Below are 17063 nucleotides of genomic sequence, written 5' to 3'. Positions count from 1 at the left end.
TAGGCGGAATAAGGGCGGAAAAGTAGGAGAACCTACTTAACCATAGCTGCTATTTTATCAACTATACTTGGATCTTCAAGAGTTGAAGTATCCTGTGTAATCTCTTCGCCTTTAGCAATAGCACGAAGAATACGACGCATGATTTTACCTGAACGTGTTTTTGGAAGTCCTGGAGCAAATACCATGTCATCACAAAGAGCAATATTACCGATCTCTTTTTTGATTATGTTATTTATAGCTTTAACTTCTTCAACTTCATCAGCTACACCGTCATCTGATTTAAGAACGATATATGCAAAGATTCCCTCACCTTTTAGTGGGTGTGGTTTACCAACAACTGCAACTTCTGCTACATTTGGATGTTTCTTGATTGCAGCTTCTACTTCAGCTGTTCCCATTCTATGTCCAGAAACATTAATAACGTCATCTGTACGACCAGTGATAGTAATATAGCCATCTTCATCGTAAACAGCACCGTCGCCTGTAAAGTAAACAGGCTTACCATCTTTTACAACATCACCAAAGTATGATTTAACATATCTTTCTTCATCACCCCATACGCCACGGATTTGTGCAGGCCAAGGGCGTGTAACACACATATAACCTTTTTCACCAGCTTCAACTCTTTCACCTGTAGCGGGATCTAAAATCTCAGCCATTATTCCAGGTAATGGGAATGTAGCACAGGCAGGTTTAATAGGAGTAGCACCTGGAAGTGGAGAAACTATATGTCCACCAGTCTCAGTTTGCCAATATGTATCAACGATTGCACATTTACTTTGACCTACTTCTTCGTAGTACCATTTCCATGCAGGAGGATCGATAGGCTCACCAACTGTTCCAAGTACTTTTAATGAACTCATATCATACTTAGCCGGTTCGTGTTCACCCATTTTATGTAAAACACGGATAGCAGTTGGAGCTGTATAGAATTGGTTAATTCTATGGTTCTCAACCATTGACCATGGACGACCAGCATCTGGGAAAGTAATAACACCCTCAAACATTACTGTCGTTGCCCCCATTGCAAGTGGACCATAAACGATGTATGTATGACCTGTAATCCAACCAACATCAGCTGTACACCAGTATGTATCGTTTTCTTTAACGTCAAACACCCATTCCATAGTCATCTGCGCCCAAAGAATATATCCGGCAGAGTTATGCTGAACACCTTTTGGTTTACCAGTTGAGCCTGAAGTATAAAGTAGGAAAAGCGGATCTTCACTATCCATAACTTCAGGTTCACATTTTGAACTTTTGTTATCAATCATCTCATTGTATGAGTAATCTCTACCAGCTACCCATTCAACATCTTCATGGTTTCTTTGAACAACAATAACTTTCTTAACTGGCGTTTTACCTACAAGAGCAGCATCAACAACTGGTTTTAGCATATATGGCTTCTCTTTTCTAAAAGCACCATCTGCAGTAATAACTACTTTTGCCTCAGCATCTTCGATTCTATCACGTAGTGCTTCAGAAGAGAACCCACCAAATACGATAGAGTGAATAGCACCGATTCTAGCACATGCTAACATTGCATAAGCAGCTTCAGGAATCATTGGCATATAGATGATTACTCTATCACCTTTTTTTACATTAAAGTCTTCTTTTAAAAGATTAGCAAATCTGTTTACATGTTTATATAGATCTAAATAAGTAATAGTCTGAACATCACCTCTATCACCTTCAAAAATGATAGCAGCTTTATTTTTACGAGTATCTAAATGACGATCTATACACTGAGCAGAAACATTTAATTTACCACCATCAAACCATTTTACAAATGGAGCTTTACTTTCATCTAAAACATTATCAAATGGCTCAATCCAATCAATCTTTTCTTTAGCGAAATCACCCCAAAAACCTTCATAATCTTCCATTGCTCTATCTTGAAGATCATGGTACTCACACATATTTTTAATATTTGCGTTTTTAGCGAACTCTTTGTTTGGTTTAAAAACTGGCTTTTTGTCTGACATTATTTTTCCTTTGTTAATTTTAAATATATCATTGCTGTCATAATAGCATCATTTACAGCATTATGCGCTCCCATGTCTGGAACGCCACACTTCTTTAAGATTGTATCAAATCGTAAATCAATATTTCCTTGAGGAATCAAAGAAATTGTTTTATCAAAGTATATTTCAGATACTTCAATCTTTTCATTTGGAAGAGTTACTCCCAACATTGGTTTTATATACTTGTTAATCATGTTTACATCAAATTCTAAATAATACCCTATTAATGGGCGTGAACCTATAAAATGTAAAAACTCTCGTATAGCTGATTCCATTGATTTAGCATTTTCTAAATCAATCGGACGGATTCTATGTATTTCTATACTTTTAAAGCTGATCTCACCAGTATTTTTTATAAAAACTTCAAAAGTTTGTGAAGTAATAATTTTATTATCTTTTATCTTAACGGCACCAATAGAAAGAATATCGTCCTTCTTTGGATTTAAACCCGTTGTCTCTGTATCAAAAACAACATATTCTCCGCTTGTATCTTCTTCAAACAAGAACTCAAATTCTTCTTCTTTAAGCCTTGAACGATTTGCTTTTGCTTTTAAATCGTTAATAAAAGAAAAAAACATTATGCAACCATATTTAGATGAAAGTGGAAACTCATAAACTTTTTAAACTTGTTTATGATTTTAAAACTGTCTTTTAGTAAATCTCTCTGTATCTTTTCAAGATTTTGAGGATTTATATAGTTACTTTCATCAATAGATTTTGCTTCTAACATAGCCGTTAGACGAATAGCACTAAGAGTATCAAAACTCTCAATCAGTTCAGTTGCAAAATTCTTATCAATGACCCCTTTATTGTTCAGTTCTTTAATTCTTTCTATTGTATTTGTTTGAGTAATTTCATATTGCAGACACAGAGTTCTAACCCCATGAACTAGTGCGAATGCACCTCCTTTTTTTAGATCTAATTTGTTTTGATGTTCTTTCTCCAGTACAAAACCTGAAAATAGAGAAAGAGGTGTATCAAAATTTAGTACAGCTTTCGCCACATGTGCTAGGACATCATCTCTTTGATGAAAATGATGATGAAGATAAGCAGTCAGCTCATTCAGAAGCTCTGCATCTCCTCCAACACACTTAGCATCTACAAATATACTAAGATTTTGTACATCTGCATCACTCATACTGGTAGTCCACTCATTAATTAACTCTTTATATCCAGCTACATTTCTTCGCCAAAACTCATTGCTTACCATGACATTTCCAAGACATTTTGGAAAACCTAATTCTAGCAGATAAGAGTTAAGTTTCATCATAGGCTCTGTAAAAATATCAACATCTACACCATCTCTTACAATAAGTGCATTGTCTTGATCAGACTTAACAGTCTGTTCATCTCTACCTTCACTCCCCATAACAATAAGAGCACAATCTTTTTGTAAATCTTCTTCTACACACATATCAAACACTTTTTTATATACTTTTAAATTAAGAGTAGAAACAAGTTTAGTGATATATCTAACTTTAACACCTTTTACTCTAAGTGTAATAATTAGGTTTTTAAGATCATCTTGAAGAATTTTCAGATCATCAATAGTTACTGCTTTATCAATTTGAACAGCAACCAGATGCGAATGGTTTGCAAAATAACTAAGCAGATCTAACTGTTCTAGAACACCTAGTATTTCGTTATTTTTCATTACGACGACTCTTTTTATCTCGCTTTGTGTCATTTTCAAAAGAGCATTAAATAAAAAATCTTCTACATCAATACTAATAAGTCCTTTTGTAGCTATCTTACTGATGTCATCTTTTATATCTACACCACCAAGAAGTACATGATTTCTCAGATCACTATCCGTTACTATACAGTATGCGTCATCATGCTTAACAATAATAACATGAGCTTTAAGGTCTTGCTGTTTTATTAATGCACTGTGGATGCTCTCATTATGCTCAACAATACAAGCTTCGTGTAAAAATATATCTGATACTTTTGCGATTAAAAATCCTGATAAATCACTTTGCATATCATAATTTTTAAGATGCTGATGGCGTGTCACAAAATCTTGTAAGAAGTAGCTTTGTACCTTTTTGTTCTGCATCAATTCTAAGAAATCATCTTTTTTTATTTCATAACATATTAGATCTTCATCAACAACAAATTTTCCTTCACATTTACCGTATATCAAGGCATCTGCATCAAATGTATCTCCATGAGAATATACATTGTGTACTTCATCATCAATTAGCTCAGTAACAGAACCTTTAATAATAATGTAAAAAGCGATTGAAGGGAGGTTTTTAGAGATGAGTAGAGTGTCTTTTGGGTAGTAGGCTATATCTATTTTTTTCATAAGATTATCGAGCGTAGTAGTACTTAAGAGCTCGAATGGGTGTATTGACTCAATAAGTTTTCGCTGATCTAAAATACTCAACTTTGTTACTCCTTAGTATATTTCACAAAATGAAGAAAACCTTTTTGCTTGTCTCAAACAATAGGGTTTTCTTCAACACAAAGAATTAGATTTTTATCGTTTTAATTAAGATGAAGATAAAACTTCTTCATCTTAAAAAAATTAGTGCTCAGAAGCACCTTCTGCACCGATACCCGTTTGGCTTCTAATATATTGAGCTTCAAACGCTTCGATCTCAGCTGCAGCGTCATGACTCTTATCAGTTATAGAGAAGAACCAAATACCAATAAATGATACCGTTACAGAGAATAATGCTGGATATTTATAAGGGAAAATTGCTTCTGCATTTCCTAAAATTTGTACCCATACAATCGGACCTAAGATAACTAGTAATACAGCAGTTGCAAGACCTAAAGATCCACCTATTACCGCACCGCGAGTTGTAAGTTTTTTCCAATACATTGAAAGGAAAAGAATCGGGAAGTTAGCAGATGCTGCAATAGCAAAAGCAAGACCAACAACAAACGCGATATTTTGTTTCTCGAACATAATACCCATGATAATAGCAACGATACCTAAAACAACAGTAGCAATTTTAGAAACTCTCATCTCAGCCATACCATCAGCTTTACCTTTTTTGATTACTGAAGCATAAAGGTCATGCGAAATTGCAGACGCACCAGCTAGAGTAAGACCAGATACAACAGCCAAGATAGTTGCAAACGCAACAGCTGAAATAAATCCTAGGAAGAAGTCACCACCAACAGCATGTGATAAGTGAATTGCAGCCATATTGTTTCCACCAAGAATTGGAGAACCACCGCTAATAGCTTGTTTAGCCATATCTAAATACTGTGGATTTTTAAATACCATAACGATCGCACCGAAACCGATGATGAAAGTAAGAATATAGAAATAACCGATAAAACCTGTTGCATAGAAAACTGATTTACGAGCTTCTTTTGCATCACTTACTGTAAAAAATCTCATAAGAATGTGTGGAAGACCAGCTGTACCAAACATAAGAGCTACTGCAAGCGAGATTGCCGAAATTGGATCAGAAACAAGACCACCCGGGCTCATTACTTCAATACCTTTCATTTCAACAGCTTCTGCGAAAAGTGCACCAAAACTAAAATCATAGTGTGCCATAACAGCAAGAGCCATAAATGTTGCACCTGAAAGTAATAAGAAAGCTTTAATGATCTGTACCCATGTAGTAGCAAGCATACCACCAAATGTTACGTAAAGAATCATAAGAACACCAACAAGGATTACCGCTACTTCATATTGAAGGCCGAATAATAATTGAATAAGCTTACCAGAACCAACCATTTGAGCGATTAGGTAAAGAATAACTGTTGCAATTGATCCAGATGCCGCTAATGAACGAATAGGAGTTTGTTTAAGTCTATAAGATGCAACGTCAGCAAAAGTATATTTACCTAAGTTTCTCAGAGGCTCAGCGATCATGAAAAGAATAATCGGCCAACCAACTAGAAAACCAATCGAATAGATAAGACCATCATAACCTTTTAAATAAACAAGACCAGAAATACCAAGGAATGAAGCAGCTGACATATAGTCACCAGCGATAGCCATACCATTTTGGAAACCTGTGATTCCACCACCAGCAGTGTAGAAATCTTTTGCAGACTTAGTTCTCTTTGCAGCCCAGTAAGTAATACCTAAAGTACCACCAACAAATAGCAAGAACATAACGATAGCAGACATATTAAGTGATTGTTTCTCAACTTCACCTTCTATTGCTCCACCTGCAAATACGGCAACTGTTCCAAGTATTAAAAATAAAAATATTCTATTCATATTCATTTAGTCTTCCTTTAAAGATTGTTTGATTTTATTACTCAAATCATCAAACTCACCGTTTGCACGTTTAGTGTATATACCTGTAAGAATAAATGCAAAAATAATAATTGCTATCCCGATAGGAATACCAATAGTTGTAACTGAATCAGCAGATAGAGGAGTCCCTAATGCTGATGGATTGAATGCTATAGTTAGGATGAATGTAAAATACACAACTAACATAGCAATTGACAGTTTAATCGCAAAACCAGATCTTTTAGATACTAGTTCGTGATAATCCGGATTCGCATTGATTTTATCAACGAGTTCTTTTCTCATATTGTTTCCTTATTACTTTCTATTAAAATGTATAGTTAGCTATAAATCTATACTCATCCCAACCAACAGTAGCACCAGTTCCACTTGCTACGTTAAAGTCGTTTGCATAGTTTCCACGAAGACGTAGTTGTAAACCTTTTGCAAAACCTGTATTATAAATCAAGTCGAATCCTGTTTCACTAGCATCTCCATATGTATAACCATTGTTGTTATCCATATCATAGCTTCCATAATAAAGAACTGCTTTTAAATCTGGTCCCATATCTTTAAAATTATAAGATGCTGCAACTTTTGTAGCTTTAGTACCAGCCAAGAATTGGTGACGAGTTACCATACCTTGAGTATATGCCGGCATTCCACCCCACATAGAAACAATAGCATTAGTTGCTGTACCTTCACTTGTTACATCTGAAGCACTATTTGCACTTGTTGAAGAATATGCAACATAAGCTGTAAAGTTTGCCACTGATAATCCAGCTTTAAGACCATAGTACATACTATCTAGTTTACCATTAGTGCTGATAGAAGTATTTTTCAGTAACTTATCACCAACCTCATTTTGTTTCATAAACTGAGCAGCTACGAATGGTGTAACAGAGTCTAATTTCATTTTATATGATATATCAGCATATATAGTATTCATAATGTCATGAGCATAGAAATCCCAAAGTTGAACTTTAAGACCTTTAACACCGCTATATATTGCAGAAACAGAAGTAATACCAGCAGTCTCTTTACCAACAGCATAATCACCCATATTTACAAAATCACCAACTTGATTTGAAGGGTCAACTGCCGAGTAACCTGAAGTAGCAGCTAAAATACCACCAGCACCATATGCACGACCAAATGTACCTTGAGCAAATTTAGTTGTATGTGCGATTGCTAAAGTTGTACCTGGAAGGTTTTTGTTTGTTAATGAAAATGTCTCAACTAAGTTGGGAACCATTCTTGCATCATCAGAACTGATCATAGCATTCTTGACTTTTTGACGACCACCAACAAATACAGTTTTATCCATTTCATATTTGATGAATGCTTCACCAAGAATAGAGTAACCTTCATTGTTCACACCAAGTAGAGTTGGATCTACCTTAGTAGAATCAGTTCTCGCTTCATCATTTGCGAAGCCATTAGTTGTATAAAATGCAGTTCCAAAACTTAAACCTTTATAATCTGCTGTTACATACTTTAAATGACCACCGATTGCGTTTGCTTTACGAGTGTAATCAGTAGACGCTGATCTTTTTACCGCTCTAGAGATACTAAATTCTCTAATTTGACCGCTTACTTTACCTTCACTAAACATTGAGCTTAAGTCTTCAGCTGCTTGAACGCTTGCTGAGCTTAAAAGTCCTATAACCATTGCACTAAGTGCTATATGCTTTTTCATGTATCTTCCCTCTGAATGTATTTAACACTTCAATCATAAAATAGAAAAATAGCATGAACGTAGCAATAGCGAAATTTAAAGATTTGTTAAGAATTATTTTCAAAAGCGTGAAGATAAGTAACATTTACAATTTATTGTAAATGTTACAAATGTAACTAAATACCCCATAAGAAAGACTTATGGAAGCATTCTGTAAAGATGATGAAATCCCGAAAAATTCGGGGAAAAGACTAGTACAAGTAATACAATAATTTGAATTATAATAAAAGCAACTACATCTTTTAAAGTGATGAGAAAATGGTTATAAGTTTCTTAGAAGAACAATACAAAAACGGTACAAACGGAATTTAAACCCCATAAACAAGCGCTTATGGTTTGTCTATCATATAACCCATACCTCTAACATTTATAACTACATCTTCTTGTAAAAATTTCTTCAATCTGTTTATTTCAGCCCTGATTGTGGCATTGTCAATGATTTGCTCATCCCAAACATATATTCTGAACTGTTCAAAATCAACTACCATTCCTCTATTTCTTGCGAGCAGATCAATTATTTGCGACTGTTTTTTTGTAAGTACTTGAGGTTCATTATTAAATAAAAGAAGACTATGTTCCTGATCGTAACTATAATTCTTAGAAAGTCTTAGATGGACCCTTGGTGTTTCTTTTTCCAGTTTTACTCTATCTATGCGAAGAGCCAACTCTTTTAAATGAAACGGTTTTTTCAGATAATCATAGCATCCTAAGTTGTAAGCACGGGAGATATCTTCTATATCTACTAATGCACTTATATAGATAGCAGGAACATGAATTTTAAGTTCATGAATCTGCTCTAAAAAATCAAGTCCATCAATACCGGGAACATTAATATCCAAGATCAAAAGATCATAAGCGTTCTCTTTTATTACTTCAAATGCCTTCATGCCATCAAAAAAAGTCTCCACCTGATGTCCATCAGCTTCTAAGTATTCACAAATAGACTCATTTAACATTACTTCATCTTCAAGCAGTAAGATCTTCATTATTCACCCATCAATTTAAATCTATATTTAAATACCGTCTGATCATCATCAGAGGATACTGAAATCATAACATCTTCTTCATCACATATAGTCCTGACAAGTCTTAGACCAATTCCAAAACCGTCTCTATTTTCTTCTTCTCTATAATACTCATCAAAAACTCTATCAGTATCTTTAATAATTTTTGATTTGGAGCCCATAGAAAATTCTATATATGCACCGATTTGTTCTAGGTTAATATTTACAACTTCATTTGCAAGTGTGTACTTAATTGCATTTGTAATCGTGTTATCTACTATACGTTGTAGTTTTGTCTCATTAAAATATATATGCATATTACTTGCTTCAGGAATGTAGTTAAATGTAATTCTTGAGTGTTGAGCGACTTCTGTAAAAAAATCTATTCTACTACTGATATAGTTTCCAAGGTTAAGTACAATTTTTGGATATTCAACCTGATCTTTTTTAACCAGATAACTAAGATCATCATAGATGCTAAATATATTTTTTACAGCTGCTTCTATTTTAGAGAGTTGTCTATCTCTTGGATGATTCATTACATATAATTCTATTGAAGTAAGTATTACACTAAGAGGTGTATTTGTCTCATGTACGGTATATCGTAAAAACTCTTTTTGTGATTTTAATAAGTCTTGAGAGAACTTTTTTTCTTTTTCTAGGTTTTTGTTTATTAACTGAAGTGCTGCTGTTTTATTTTTAACTCTGTCTTCTAGACCTAAGTTCATCTCTTTGAGTGAATTCTTTTGTGCATTAATCTTGCCAACCATCTCATTTGCATATCCAACCATAATCTTAAAATCTTTAAAAAACATGGCTTTAGGATTTATAACTTTATCTTTATGTGCGGCCTGCTCAAAGAAATCCAAAAATGCCTGTGTATCTCTGTGAAGAAGTTTATTGAAAAGGTTGTGTAGTCCCAAAAATAGTGCAAAAAGTATAAAAGAGAGGGTAACTATCACTAAAACAGTCTTTATCATAAGTGATTTTAGTTTTTTATGCTTTTTCTCTAATATTTCACTCTGAGAATTTAACTCACCATTAGTCACGTAACTCTGTTCTAATGCTCTTTCATAATCCTCGTACATCTCTTCAACTAAAAGACCGACAAAAATCATAGTAAAGAAGAATATAACCAATATAGTAAAAATATTTGCTTGTTTTATGGTTACGTTTTTAAAGAGTGATCTTATTTTCATGGGTACGATTATACAATAATTACTATATTAATATAAACTAAAGTGATATTTTTCTAATACTCTAAGATTAAATCATTATAATTTCAAAAATACATATTTATAAGGATTCAAATGTTTGGAAGAACTGAATTAAAGAACTACGATTTAAGTGCTGATGAGTTAAGCAAATTACAATGGGCAAAAATATCAACAAGCAAAGGTGTTATCTGGATAAAACTATTTCCAGAAGAAGCTCCAAATACAGTTGCAAATTTTGCGCACCTGTCAAACACTGGTTTTTATAACGGCCTTAACTTTCACCGTGTAATCCCTGGTTTCATGGCTCAAGGTGGTTGTCCTACTGGAACTGGAACTGGTGGACCTGACTGGGCTATTCCATGTGAGACTGCTCTTAACACTTCTCGTCATACAAGAGGAACTCTTTCTATGGCTCATGCTGGACCAAACACAGGTGGAAGCCAATTTTTCATAACTTTTGTTCCAACTCCACACTTAGATGGTGTTCACACTGTTTTTGGTGCAATCGAAGAAGATGATGCAGATAGCTTTGCAGTTCTAGACTCTATCCAAGGTCAAGATGCTATTAACTCGATTGAAGTTGTAGAGTCTAAATAGGAAAATCACATTTTAGTCCATATATGTTGTAGCGTAGATTCACATTTTTTCTTAGAAAAACTACAAAAGGACTATCCTCAGGAGAAGCTAACAGGCTTCTTCTATGATCCCAACATCCACCCATACTCTGAATACCAACTCCGTCTTTTAGATGTACAACGCTCTTGTAAAAAACTCGGCATTGAAGTCCTTGAAGGCGACTATGACTTTGAAGCTTGGATGCAGGCTGTACGTGGTTTAGAGAAAGAGCCTGAGAAAGGTGCTAGATGCGAAGTATGTTTTGATAAACGTTTCGATGTCAGTGCTAAAAAAGCGCTAGAACTCGGTGAAAATAAAATCACTACAACTCTACTTGTAAGTCCTCTAAAATCTCAAGAACAACTAAAACGAAGCGGCGATGCCTTTTATGAAAAGTACGGTGTTGAGTTTGTAGCAGTTGATTACCGTGCCAATGGTGGGACTCAAGACCAAAGCAGAGTAACAAAAGAAGAACAACTCTACCGTCAAGACTATTGTGGTTGCATCTATGGTTTAACTATGCAAAGAGAACAGCAAGAACGTCTTATGGATGAGATGTTCTCACCAGTATCAAATCAAACACTTCCTGCATCTATAGAAGAGCGCTTAGAGATGTATAAACACAGAATGGAACTTGAAGATAAAAATATAGAATATAAAATCATCAAAGAGAAGTTTTTAAACTATAGACAATTGAACTTCAAGCTAATCAAGGGTAAAAAAGAAGTCATTGAGGCTTATGCTTTGGTTTACTCCAGCTTAGCACGTAAACGCGCGCAGGGTCGTATAGAATTTGAAGATAAAAACATTCACTATTTTAACCGTGAAGAGATTAAATTTATAGATTTAGAATATTTCAATTCCTTATATAATTCTAATTATATAAATATAAAAGAGTTGATTTTCAATCCTCCAAGTTTTAGTGAAGAACTAAAGATAAGAGCCTCTATTGAGCCTAATAACTACGCCCTATCCCCAATCATAGTTGTCCAAACAATTATAGATGCCAAACTTACTGTGACTCTAGATGCAAAAACTTACGAAGACACCAGAGAAAAACTAATCAAATTATAATCTTTATTTAGCTAAAATATCCAAAATTATTTATAAGGCTTCTTCATTATGATTATGGATGTTATGGAAATTCAAAAAATTATACCTCACCGTTACCCTTTTTTACTTTTAGATCGTGTTACTGATCTTGTGAAAAATGAGACTCTTACAGGTTATAAAAATGTAACTATCGGTGATAATATTTTTCAAGGTCACTTCCCAGGTCACCCAATCTACCCAGGTGTTATGATATTAGAAGGAATGGCTCAAGCTGGTGGAATCTTAGCATTCAAAAGTATGGATGACATGACGGAAGAAGAAGCAGCGAATAAAGTTGTTTACTTCATGAGTATCGATAAAGCTAAATTTCGTGCTCCCGTAAAGCCAGGAGATAGACTTGAATACCGTATTAGTGTTATCAAGCATAAAGGTTCTATCTGGATGCTAGACGGTAAAGCTTATGTTGATGATACTTTAGTTTCTCAGGCTGAATTAAAAGCCATGATTGTTGATAAGTAGTCAAGTAGATTATGCGTAAAATTTCCCCACAGGCCATCATTGAAGATGGTGCAGTTATAGGCGAAGATGTTGAGATAGGCGCTTTTTGTTTTATCTCAGGTGAAGCTATTATTGGTGATGGTACTAAGATAGCTCAAAACTCTTGTGTTTATGGCAAAACAACTATCGGGAAGAATAACACTATTTTTTCACATGCTGTTATTGGTTCAATTCCGCAAGATTTAAAATTTGCCGGTGAAGAAGTTGAACTTATCATCGGAGATAACAACAAGATAAGAGAGTTCACACTTTTTAATCCTGGAACAAAAGGTGGTGGCGGAAAAACTATCATCGGTAATCATAACCTTTTTATGGGTTATGTTCACCTTGGTCACGATGTTATCATTGGTAATCACTGTATCTTAGCAAATGCTGCAACTTTAGCCGGTCATGTTGAAGTTGGAGACTATGCTGTTATCGGTGGGATGACACCTATTCATCAGTTTGTACATATTGGTGATTACGCAATGGTTGGAGGGGCTTCAGCACTTGCTCAAGACGTGCCTCCATTTTGTATGGCTGAGGGTAACCGTGCATCTCTTAGAGGTCTAAATCTTACAGGACTTAGAAGAAACCTAAATAGAAACGATATAAATGAACTTAAATCTGCTTATAGAGAACTTTTCGAATCTGGAAAACCTCTAAAAGAAAGTGCAAGTGAGCTTTTAGAAAATACTAATAATCATTATGTAAATGATCTTTGTGACTTTGTTCTAAAAACAAAAAGAGGAATACCATTTGAAAGGAAAAGCATATGATTCATAGACACTGTAGTTTTTGTGATGCAAGCGAGAGTGAAGAGAACCCACTTATAGCCGGGAATGGTGTATATATCTGTAAAAATTGTGTAATTTCAGCATATAAGATCATGTTTGGTGATGAGAAAGAGAGTGAGATTGCAAATGAAGATGAACTTCTTGAAGCAGTAAACAATCTTATGACTCCAAAAGAGTTGAATAACTTCTTAGGTGATTATATAATTGGTCAAGAACGTGCTAGAAAACTTCTTAGTGTAGCTGTATATAACCACTACAAAAGAATCTTTAAAACAAAAAACATTACTGATGATGATACAGAGATTGCAAAATCAAACGTTTTACTAATCGGACCTACAGGAAGTGGTAAAACACTTATGGCTCAAACTATTGCAAGGGTTCTAAATGTTCCTATTGCCATCGCAGATGCTACTAGTCTGACAGAAGCTGGTTATGTAGGTGAAGATGTTGAAAATATTCTTACTAAACTCATCCAAGCTGCTGATGGAGATGTTGAGAGAGCACAACAAGGTATAGTTTTTATTGATGAAGTAGATAAAGTTTCACGCATGAGTGAAAACCGCTCTATCACTAGAGATGTGTCAGGTGAAGGTGTTCAACAAGCTCTACTTAAAATAGTAGAAGGTGCAGAAGTAAATATACCGCCAAAAGGCGGAAGAAAACATCCAAACCAGGAGTTTACTACTATTGACACTACAAATATATTATTTATATGTGGTGGAGCGTTTGATGGTCTTGATGATATTCTAAAGAGAAAACAAGGTGATAATGTTTTAGGTTTTGGTCATGAGAAGAAAAGTAAAGATGAGCAAAAGATGACTTACGATATGGTAGAACCTGACGACTTGGTCTCATATGGTCTTATTCCTGAGTTAGTTGGTAGACTACCAATTATTGCTTCATTAAATGAGATCAGTGAAGAAGATATGGTTCGCATTTTAACTGAGCCAAAGAATTCTCTTATTAACCAGTATAAAAAACTATTTTCTATTGATGATGTTGAACTTAATTTTGAGAGTGATGCACTAAAAGCTATTGCGACTAAATCAATTAAAAGAAAAACAGGTGCTCGCGGTCTTCGTGCAATATTAGAAGAGAATATGATAGACATTATGTATGAACTTCCTGAATACGCCGGTTATGAAGTTTTAATTACAAAAGAAGTAATTGAAGGTAATGAAAGTCCGGTATATATAAAAAAATCAACAAAAAAAATAGCATAAGGTGAAAGAATGATATTTAACAAATTAATAGGGCTTTTTTCAAATGATCTATCGATCGACTTAGGAACAGCAAATACAATTGTAATTGCAAAAGGTCGTGGAATTATTATTAATGAACCGTCTGTTGTTGCTGTAAAAACTGAAAAATATGGTCATCAAAGAGTTCTTGCAGTTGGAAAAGAAGCTAAAGAGATGGTTGGTAAAACACCAGGAAACATCAAAGCTATTCGTCCTATGAGAGATGGTGTTATCGCTGACTTTGACATGACAGAGAAGATGATCAGAAAGTTTATTGAAAAAGCACACGGAAGAAGCTCTCTGATTAGTCCTAGAATCATTATCTGTGTACCTTATGGTCTAACTCAGGTTGAGAGAAAAGCGGTTCGTGAATCTGCTTTAAGTGCCGGTGCTCGTGAAGTTTTTCTTATTGAAGAGCCAATGGCTGCAGCAATAGGTGCAGGAATAGATATTCGTGAACCTCAAGGAAACTTGGTTGTTGATATCGGTGGTGGTACTACAGAGATAGGTGTTGTTTCACTTGGTGGACTTGTTTTATCTAAATCTATTAGAACAGCCGGAGATAAACTTGATAAGGGCATAGTTGATTATGTAAAGAAAAAATATAATCTTCTTATTGGAGAAAGAACAGCGGAAGAGATTAAGATAAACATCGGAACTGCTGTTGCATTAGCTGAAGAAATAACTATGGTCGTAAATGGTAGAGATCAGGTTGAAGGTCTTTTAAGCTCAGTTGAATTAACAAGTGAAGATGCAAGAGAGGCTATGAAAGAGCCATTAAAAGAAATTGCTGAAGCACTTCGTGATGTATTAGAAAAAATGCCGCCTGACCTTTCAGGTGACATTGTTAACCACGGTATTATATTAACTGGTGGTGGCGCTCTTATTCGTCAACTTGACAAATACTTAGCAGATATTGTTAAAGTTCCTGTGTACGTTGCTGATGAGCCACTTCTTGCCGTAGCTCGTGGAACTGGTCGCGCACTGGAAGAAATAGACCTACTACAAGAACTTTTCGAAAATGAATAAAGAGCTACTTAGCTTTTTTTCACTTTTCATTGCACTCTTTGTGGGTGCATTATACTATACAAACAATATTCAAGGGCCGATAATATCAGCTCTAAACTACTTAAAAACCAACTATCATAACTCTACAGAATTTATACAAGACAATATTGACAAACATATATTTCAAGCTGACTCTATCTCACTACTAAAAGAAAAACTGCAAAAATATGAAAACAATCACCTTGTTATGCAACAAATGGCTTCTGAGATTAATGATCTTTTTAAAGCTAATAATTCTAAACTACAAACAGATCCAAAAGTAGCACTCGTTAGAACTATATCTTATGAAAAGTTTGGAGATTTAAACAGAGTTTGGATAGATGCCAAAGACTATAACTCATCTAAAATCTATGGACTTACCTACAATGAACTTGTAGCAGGTATTGTCGTTCCTCAAAATGGGAAAGCACTGGGACTGTTAAATAGAGATATTCAAAGTTCATACGCAGTTTTTGTCGGGAAAAAAAGAGCTCCAGGAATTGCTCATGGAAACAATGCTAAAAATCTAGTTGTAAAATTCATTCCAGCCTGGTTTAAAATCGAAGAAGGTGATGAAGTTATTACATCTGGACTTGATGAGATATTTTTTAAGGGTCTAAAAGTAGGTCGCGTATTATCAGTAAAAAAATCTCAAGGTTATCAAAATGCTGTTATAGAACCTTACTATGAATCAAATGATCCAAATTATTTTCATATGATAAAGAGAGTAAAATGAAGTATATACTAATATTTATATTAATTTTTTCAAGCCTTCAAGCTGAAGAAAAAAAACAAAAAGTCACAATTGGTGCAGGTCCATATATTCAGACTCAACCATATAAAAATGTTGATGACATAGTTATCCCATCCCCTGTAATCTTCTTTGACAATGGAATTGCATATGTAAGATGGTCAAGAGCCGGTCTTTACTTTTTTGGAGACAAACAAGAAGATTATGCTTGGGGTTTCTCTCTTACAATACAACCAAGACTATACGGATACAAAGCTTCAGATATCCAAGGAATGGATGAGAGAAAAACTACTTGGGAAGGTGGTTTAGCATTTAGTGCCAAGACTGGCAAAGCCTATATAGAGATTATGGCTTTAACAGATATGCTCGACAGATATGAGTCTTTTATTGTAAAAACAGAAGCCGGTTATGACTTTGAATTTGCCAATTTTTCACTTTATCCAAGTCTAATTCTAATCTACCAATCTAGTGATTTTTTAAACTACTACTATGGAGTTAAAAAGAGTGAAGAGTTAGGGTCTAGAAAAGAGTATATTCCAAATGACGGATTACAGATTGGAGCACAAACATATATAAAATATCCTTTTACAGAAAAATTTTCTGCACTTATAAATCTTAGAGTAGATAAAATCTCTAAAGAAGCTACACAAAGTCCTATTGTAAATGATGATTATATCTACTCAGGATTATTATCTCTTATCTATACTTTCGAATATTAAAAATACGTACACATAGCTTCATTCACTTTAATTTTTAGGTTTACACATTTTCTTTGAAAATTTGTACTCCTACAAATTAAAAATCTACTGCATCTCATCAAATATTA

The 17063-nt window shown here is 34.5% G+C and carries 16 protein-coding genes; 8 read left to right on the top strand and 8 right to left on the bottom strand.

Features of this window, described 5'->3' with window-relative positions:
* Positions 1–32: 32 nt before the first annotated feature.
* From acs to ABZC13_RS01495, 8 genes are all read right to left on the bottom strand, one after another.
* Positions 33–1985: an acetate--CoA ligase gene (gene acs / locus ABZC13_RS01530; protein WP_372998969.1), complete on the bottom strand. Its 1953-nt coding sequence runs from the start codon at positions 1983–1985 to the stop codon at positions 33–35.
* Complete coding sequence (locus tag ABZC13_RS01525; RefSeq protein WP_372998966.1) at positions 1985–2602, bottom strand: 3'-5' exonuclease; 618 nt, start codon at positions 2600–2602, stop codon at positions 1985–1987. The genes acs and ABZC13_RS01525 overlap by 1 nt, the downstream gene beginning before the upstream one ends.
* On the bottom strand, positions 2602–4416 hold the full coding sequence (locus tag ABZC13_RS01520) for a putative nucleotidyltransferase substrate binding domain-containing protein (protein WP_372998964.1): 1815 nt from the start codon (positions 4414–4416) through the stop codon (positions 2602–2604). Before ABZC13_RS01520 ends, ABZC13_RS01525 begins: the two co-directional genes overlap by 1 nt.
* Positions 4417–4557: 141 nt before the next feature.
* Complete coding sequence (locus tag ABZC13_RS01515) at positions 4558–6228, bottom strand: cation acetate symporter (RefSeq protein WP_372998961.1); 1671 nt, start codon at positions 6226–6228, stop codon at positions 4558–4560.
* Positions 6229–6543: a DUF485 domain-containing protein gene (locus tag ABZC13_RS01510; RefSeq protein ID WP_372998958.1), complete on the bottom strand. Its 315-nt coding sequence runs from the start codon at positions 6541–6543 to the stop codon at positions 6229–6231.
* 22 nt (positions 6544–6565) lie between these two features.
* Positions 6566–7936, bottom strand: a complete 1371-nt coding sequence (locus ABZC13_RS01505) for an OprD family outer membrane porin (protein WP_372998955.1) — start codon at positions 7934–7936, stop codon at positions 6566–6568.
* 368 nt (positions 7937–8304) lie between these two features.
* Complete coding sequence (locus ABZC13_RS01500) at positions 8305–8961, bottom strand: response regulator transcription factor (RefSeq protein WP_372998952.1); 657 nt, start codon at positions 8959–8961, stop codon at positions 8305–8307.
* The gene (locus ABZC13_RS01495; protein WP_372998949.1) at positions 8961–10178 is read right to left on the bottom strand and encodes a sensor histidine kinase; all 1218 of its coding nucleotides are present in this window, start codon (positions 10176–10178) and stop codon (positions 8961–8963) included. Before ABZC13_RS01495 ends, ABZC13_RS01500 begins: the two co-directional genes overlap by 1 nt.
* A 111-nt stretch (positions 10179–10289) precedes the next feature.
* Between ABZC13_RS01495 and ABZC13_RS01490 the strand changes: the two genes are divergently transcribed.
* Genes ABZC13_RS01490 through ABZC13_RS01455 form a run of 8 tightly spaced genes read left to right on the top strand, consistent with a single transcriptional unit; the run spans position 10290 to position 16956 of the window.
* On the top strand, positions 10290–10793 hold the full coding sequence (locus tag ABZC13_RS01490) for a peptidylprolyl isomerase (RefSeq protein WP_372998946.1): 504 nt from the start codon (positions 10290–10292) through the stop codon (positions 10791–10793).
* Between the two features lie 9 nt (positions 10794–10802).
* Positions 10803–11885: an epoxyqueuosine reductase QueH gene (locus ABZC13_RS01485; RefSeq protein ID WP_372999436.1), complete on the top strand. Its 1083-nt coding sequence runs from the start codon at positions 10803–10805 to the stop codon at positions 11883–11885.
* Between the two features lie 51 nt (positions 11886–11936).
* A complete protein-coding gene (gene fabZ, locus ABZC13_RS01480; protein ID WP_372999433.1) occupies positions 11937–12383 on the top strand; it encodes a 3-hydroxyacyl-ACP dehydratase FabZ in 447 nt (148 codons plus the stop codon).
* 11 nt (positions 12384–12394) lie between these two features.
* Positions 12395–13180, top strand: a complete 786-nt coding sequence (gene lpxA, locus ABZC13_RS01475; RefSeq protein ID WP_372998943.1) for an acyl-ACP--UDP-N-acetylglucosamine O-acyltransferase — start codon at positions 12395–12397, stop codon at positions 13178–13180.
* The gene (clpX, locus tag ABZC13_RS01470) at positions 13177–14421 is read left to right on the top strand and encodes an ATP-dependent Clp protease ATP-binding subunit ClpX (RefSeq protein WP_372998940.1); all 1245 of its coding nucleotides are present in this window, start codon (positions 13177–13179) and stop codon (positions 14419–14421) included. Before lpxA ends, clpX begins: the two co-directional genes overlap by 4 nt.
* 9 nt (positions 14422–14430) lie before the next feature.
* Entirely contained in the window at positions 14431–15468 is a 1038-nt protein-coding gene (locus ABZC13_RS01465; RefSeq protein WP_372998937.1) for a rod shape-determining protein, read from the top strand.
* Entirely contained in the window at positions 15461–16222 is a 762-nt protein-coding gene (gene mreC / locus ABZC13_RS01460) for a rod shape-determining protein MreC (protein ID WP_372998934.1), read from the top strand. The genes ABZC13_RS01465 and mreC overlap by 8 nt, the downstream gene beginning before the upstream one ends.
* Complete coding sequence (locus ABZC13_RS01455; RefSeq protein ID WP_372998930.1) at positions 16219–16956, top strand: MipA/OmpV family protein; 738 nt, start codon at positions 16219–16221, stop codon at positions 16954–16956. The genes mreC and ABZC13_RS01455 overlap by 4 nt, the downstream gene beginning before the upstream one ends.
* Positions 16957–17063 lie beyond the last annotated feature (107 nt).

Source organism: Sulfurimonas sp. (genome assembly GCF_041563035.1).
In the GTDB taxonomy this organism is placed as follows: Bacteria; Campylobacterota; Campylobacteria; order Campylobacterales; family Sulfurimonadaceae; genus Sulfurimonas.
Note: the sequence above shows the minus strand (reverse complement) of the source record. Positions and strands in the feature narration are given on the sequence as shown.

Excerpts from the sequence above, each read along its gene's own strand:
- acs (WP_372998969.1), bottom strand. The coding sequence starts at position 1,985 with ATGTCAGACAAAAAGCCAGTTTTTAAACCAAACAAAGAGTTCGCTAAA.
- ABZC13_RS01525 (WP_372998966.1), bottom strand. The coding sequence starts at position 2,602 with ATGTTTTTTTCTTTTATTAACGATTTAAAAGCAAAAGCAAATCGTTCA.
- ABZC13_RS01515 (WP_372998961.1), bottom strand. The coding sequence starts at position 6,228 with ATGAATATGAATAGAATATTTTTATTTTTAATACTTGGAACAGTTGCC.
- ABZC13_RS01510 (WP_372998958.1), bottom strand. The coding sequence starts at position 6,543 with ATGAGAAAAGAACTCGTTGATAAAATCAATGCGAATCCGGATTATCAC.
- ABZC13_RS01505 (WP_372998955.1), bottom strand. The coding sequence starts at position 7,936 with ATGAAAAAGCATATAGCACTTAGTGCAATGGTTATAGGACTTTTAAGC.
- ABZC13_RS01500 (WP_372998952.1), bottom strand. The coding sequence starts at position 8,961 with ATGAAGATCTTACTGCTTGAAGATGAAGTAATGTTAAATGAGTCTATT.
- ABZC13_RS01495 (WP_372998949.1), bottom strand. The coding sequence starts at position 10,178 with ATGAAAATAAGATCACTCTTTAAAAACGTAACCATAAAACAAGCAAAT.
- ABZC13_RS01490 (WP_372998946.1), top strand. The coding sequence starts at position 10,290 with ATGTTTGGAAGAACTGAATTAAAGAACTACGATTTAAGTGCTGATGAG.
- lpxA (WP_372998943.1), top strand. The coding sequence starts at position 12,395 with ATGCGTAAAATTTCCCCACAGGCCATCATTGAAGATGGTGCAGTTATA.
- clpX (WP_372998940.1), top strand. The coding sequence starts at position 13,177 with ATGATTCATAGACACTGTAGTTTTTGTGATGCAAGCGAGAGTGAAGAG.
- ABZC13_RS01465 (WP_372998937.1), top strand. The coding sequence starts at position 14,431 with ATGATATTTAACAAATTAATAGGGCTTTTTTCAAATGATCTATCGATC.
- mreC (WP_372998934.1), top strand. The coding sequence starts at position 15,461 with ATGAATAAAGAGCTACTTAGCTTTTTTTCACTTTTCATTGCACTCTTT.
- ABZC13_RS01455 (WP_372998930.1), top strand. The coding sequence starts at position 16,219 with ATGAAGTATATACTAATATTTATATTAATTTTTTCAAGCCTTCAAGCT.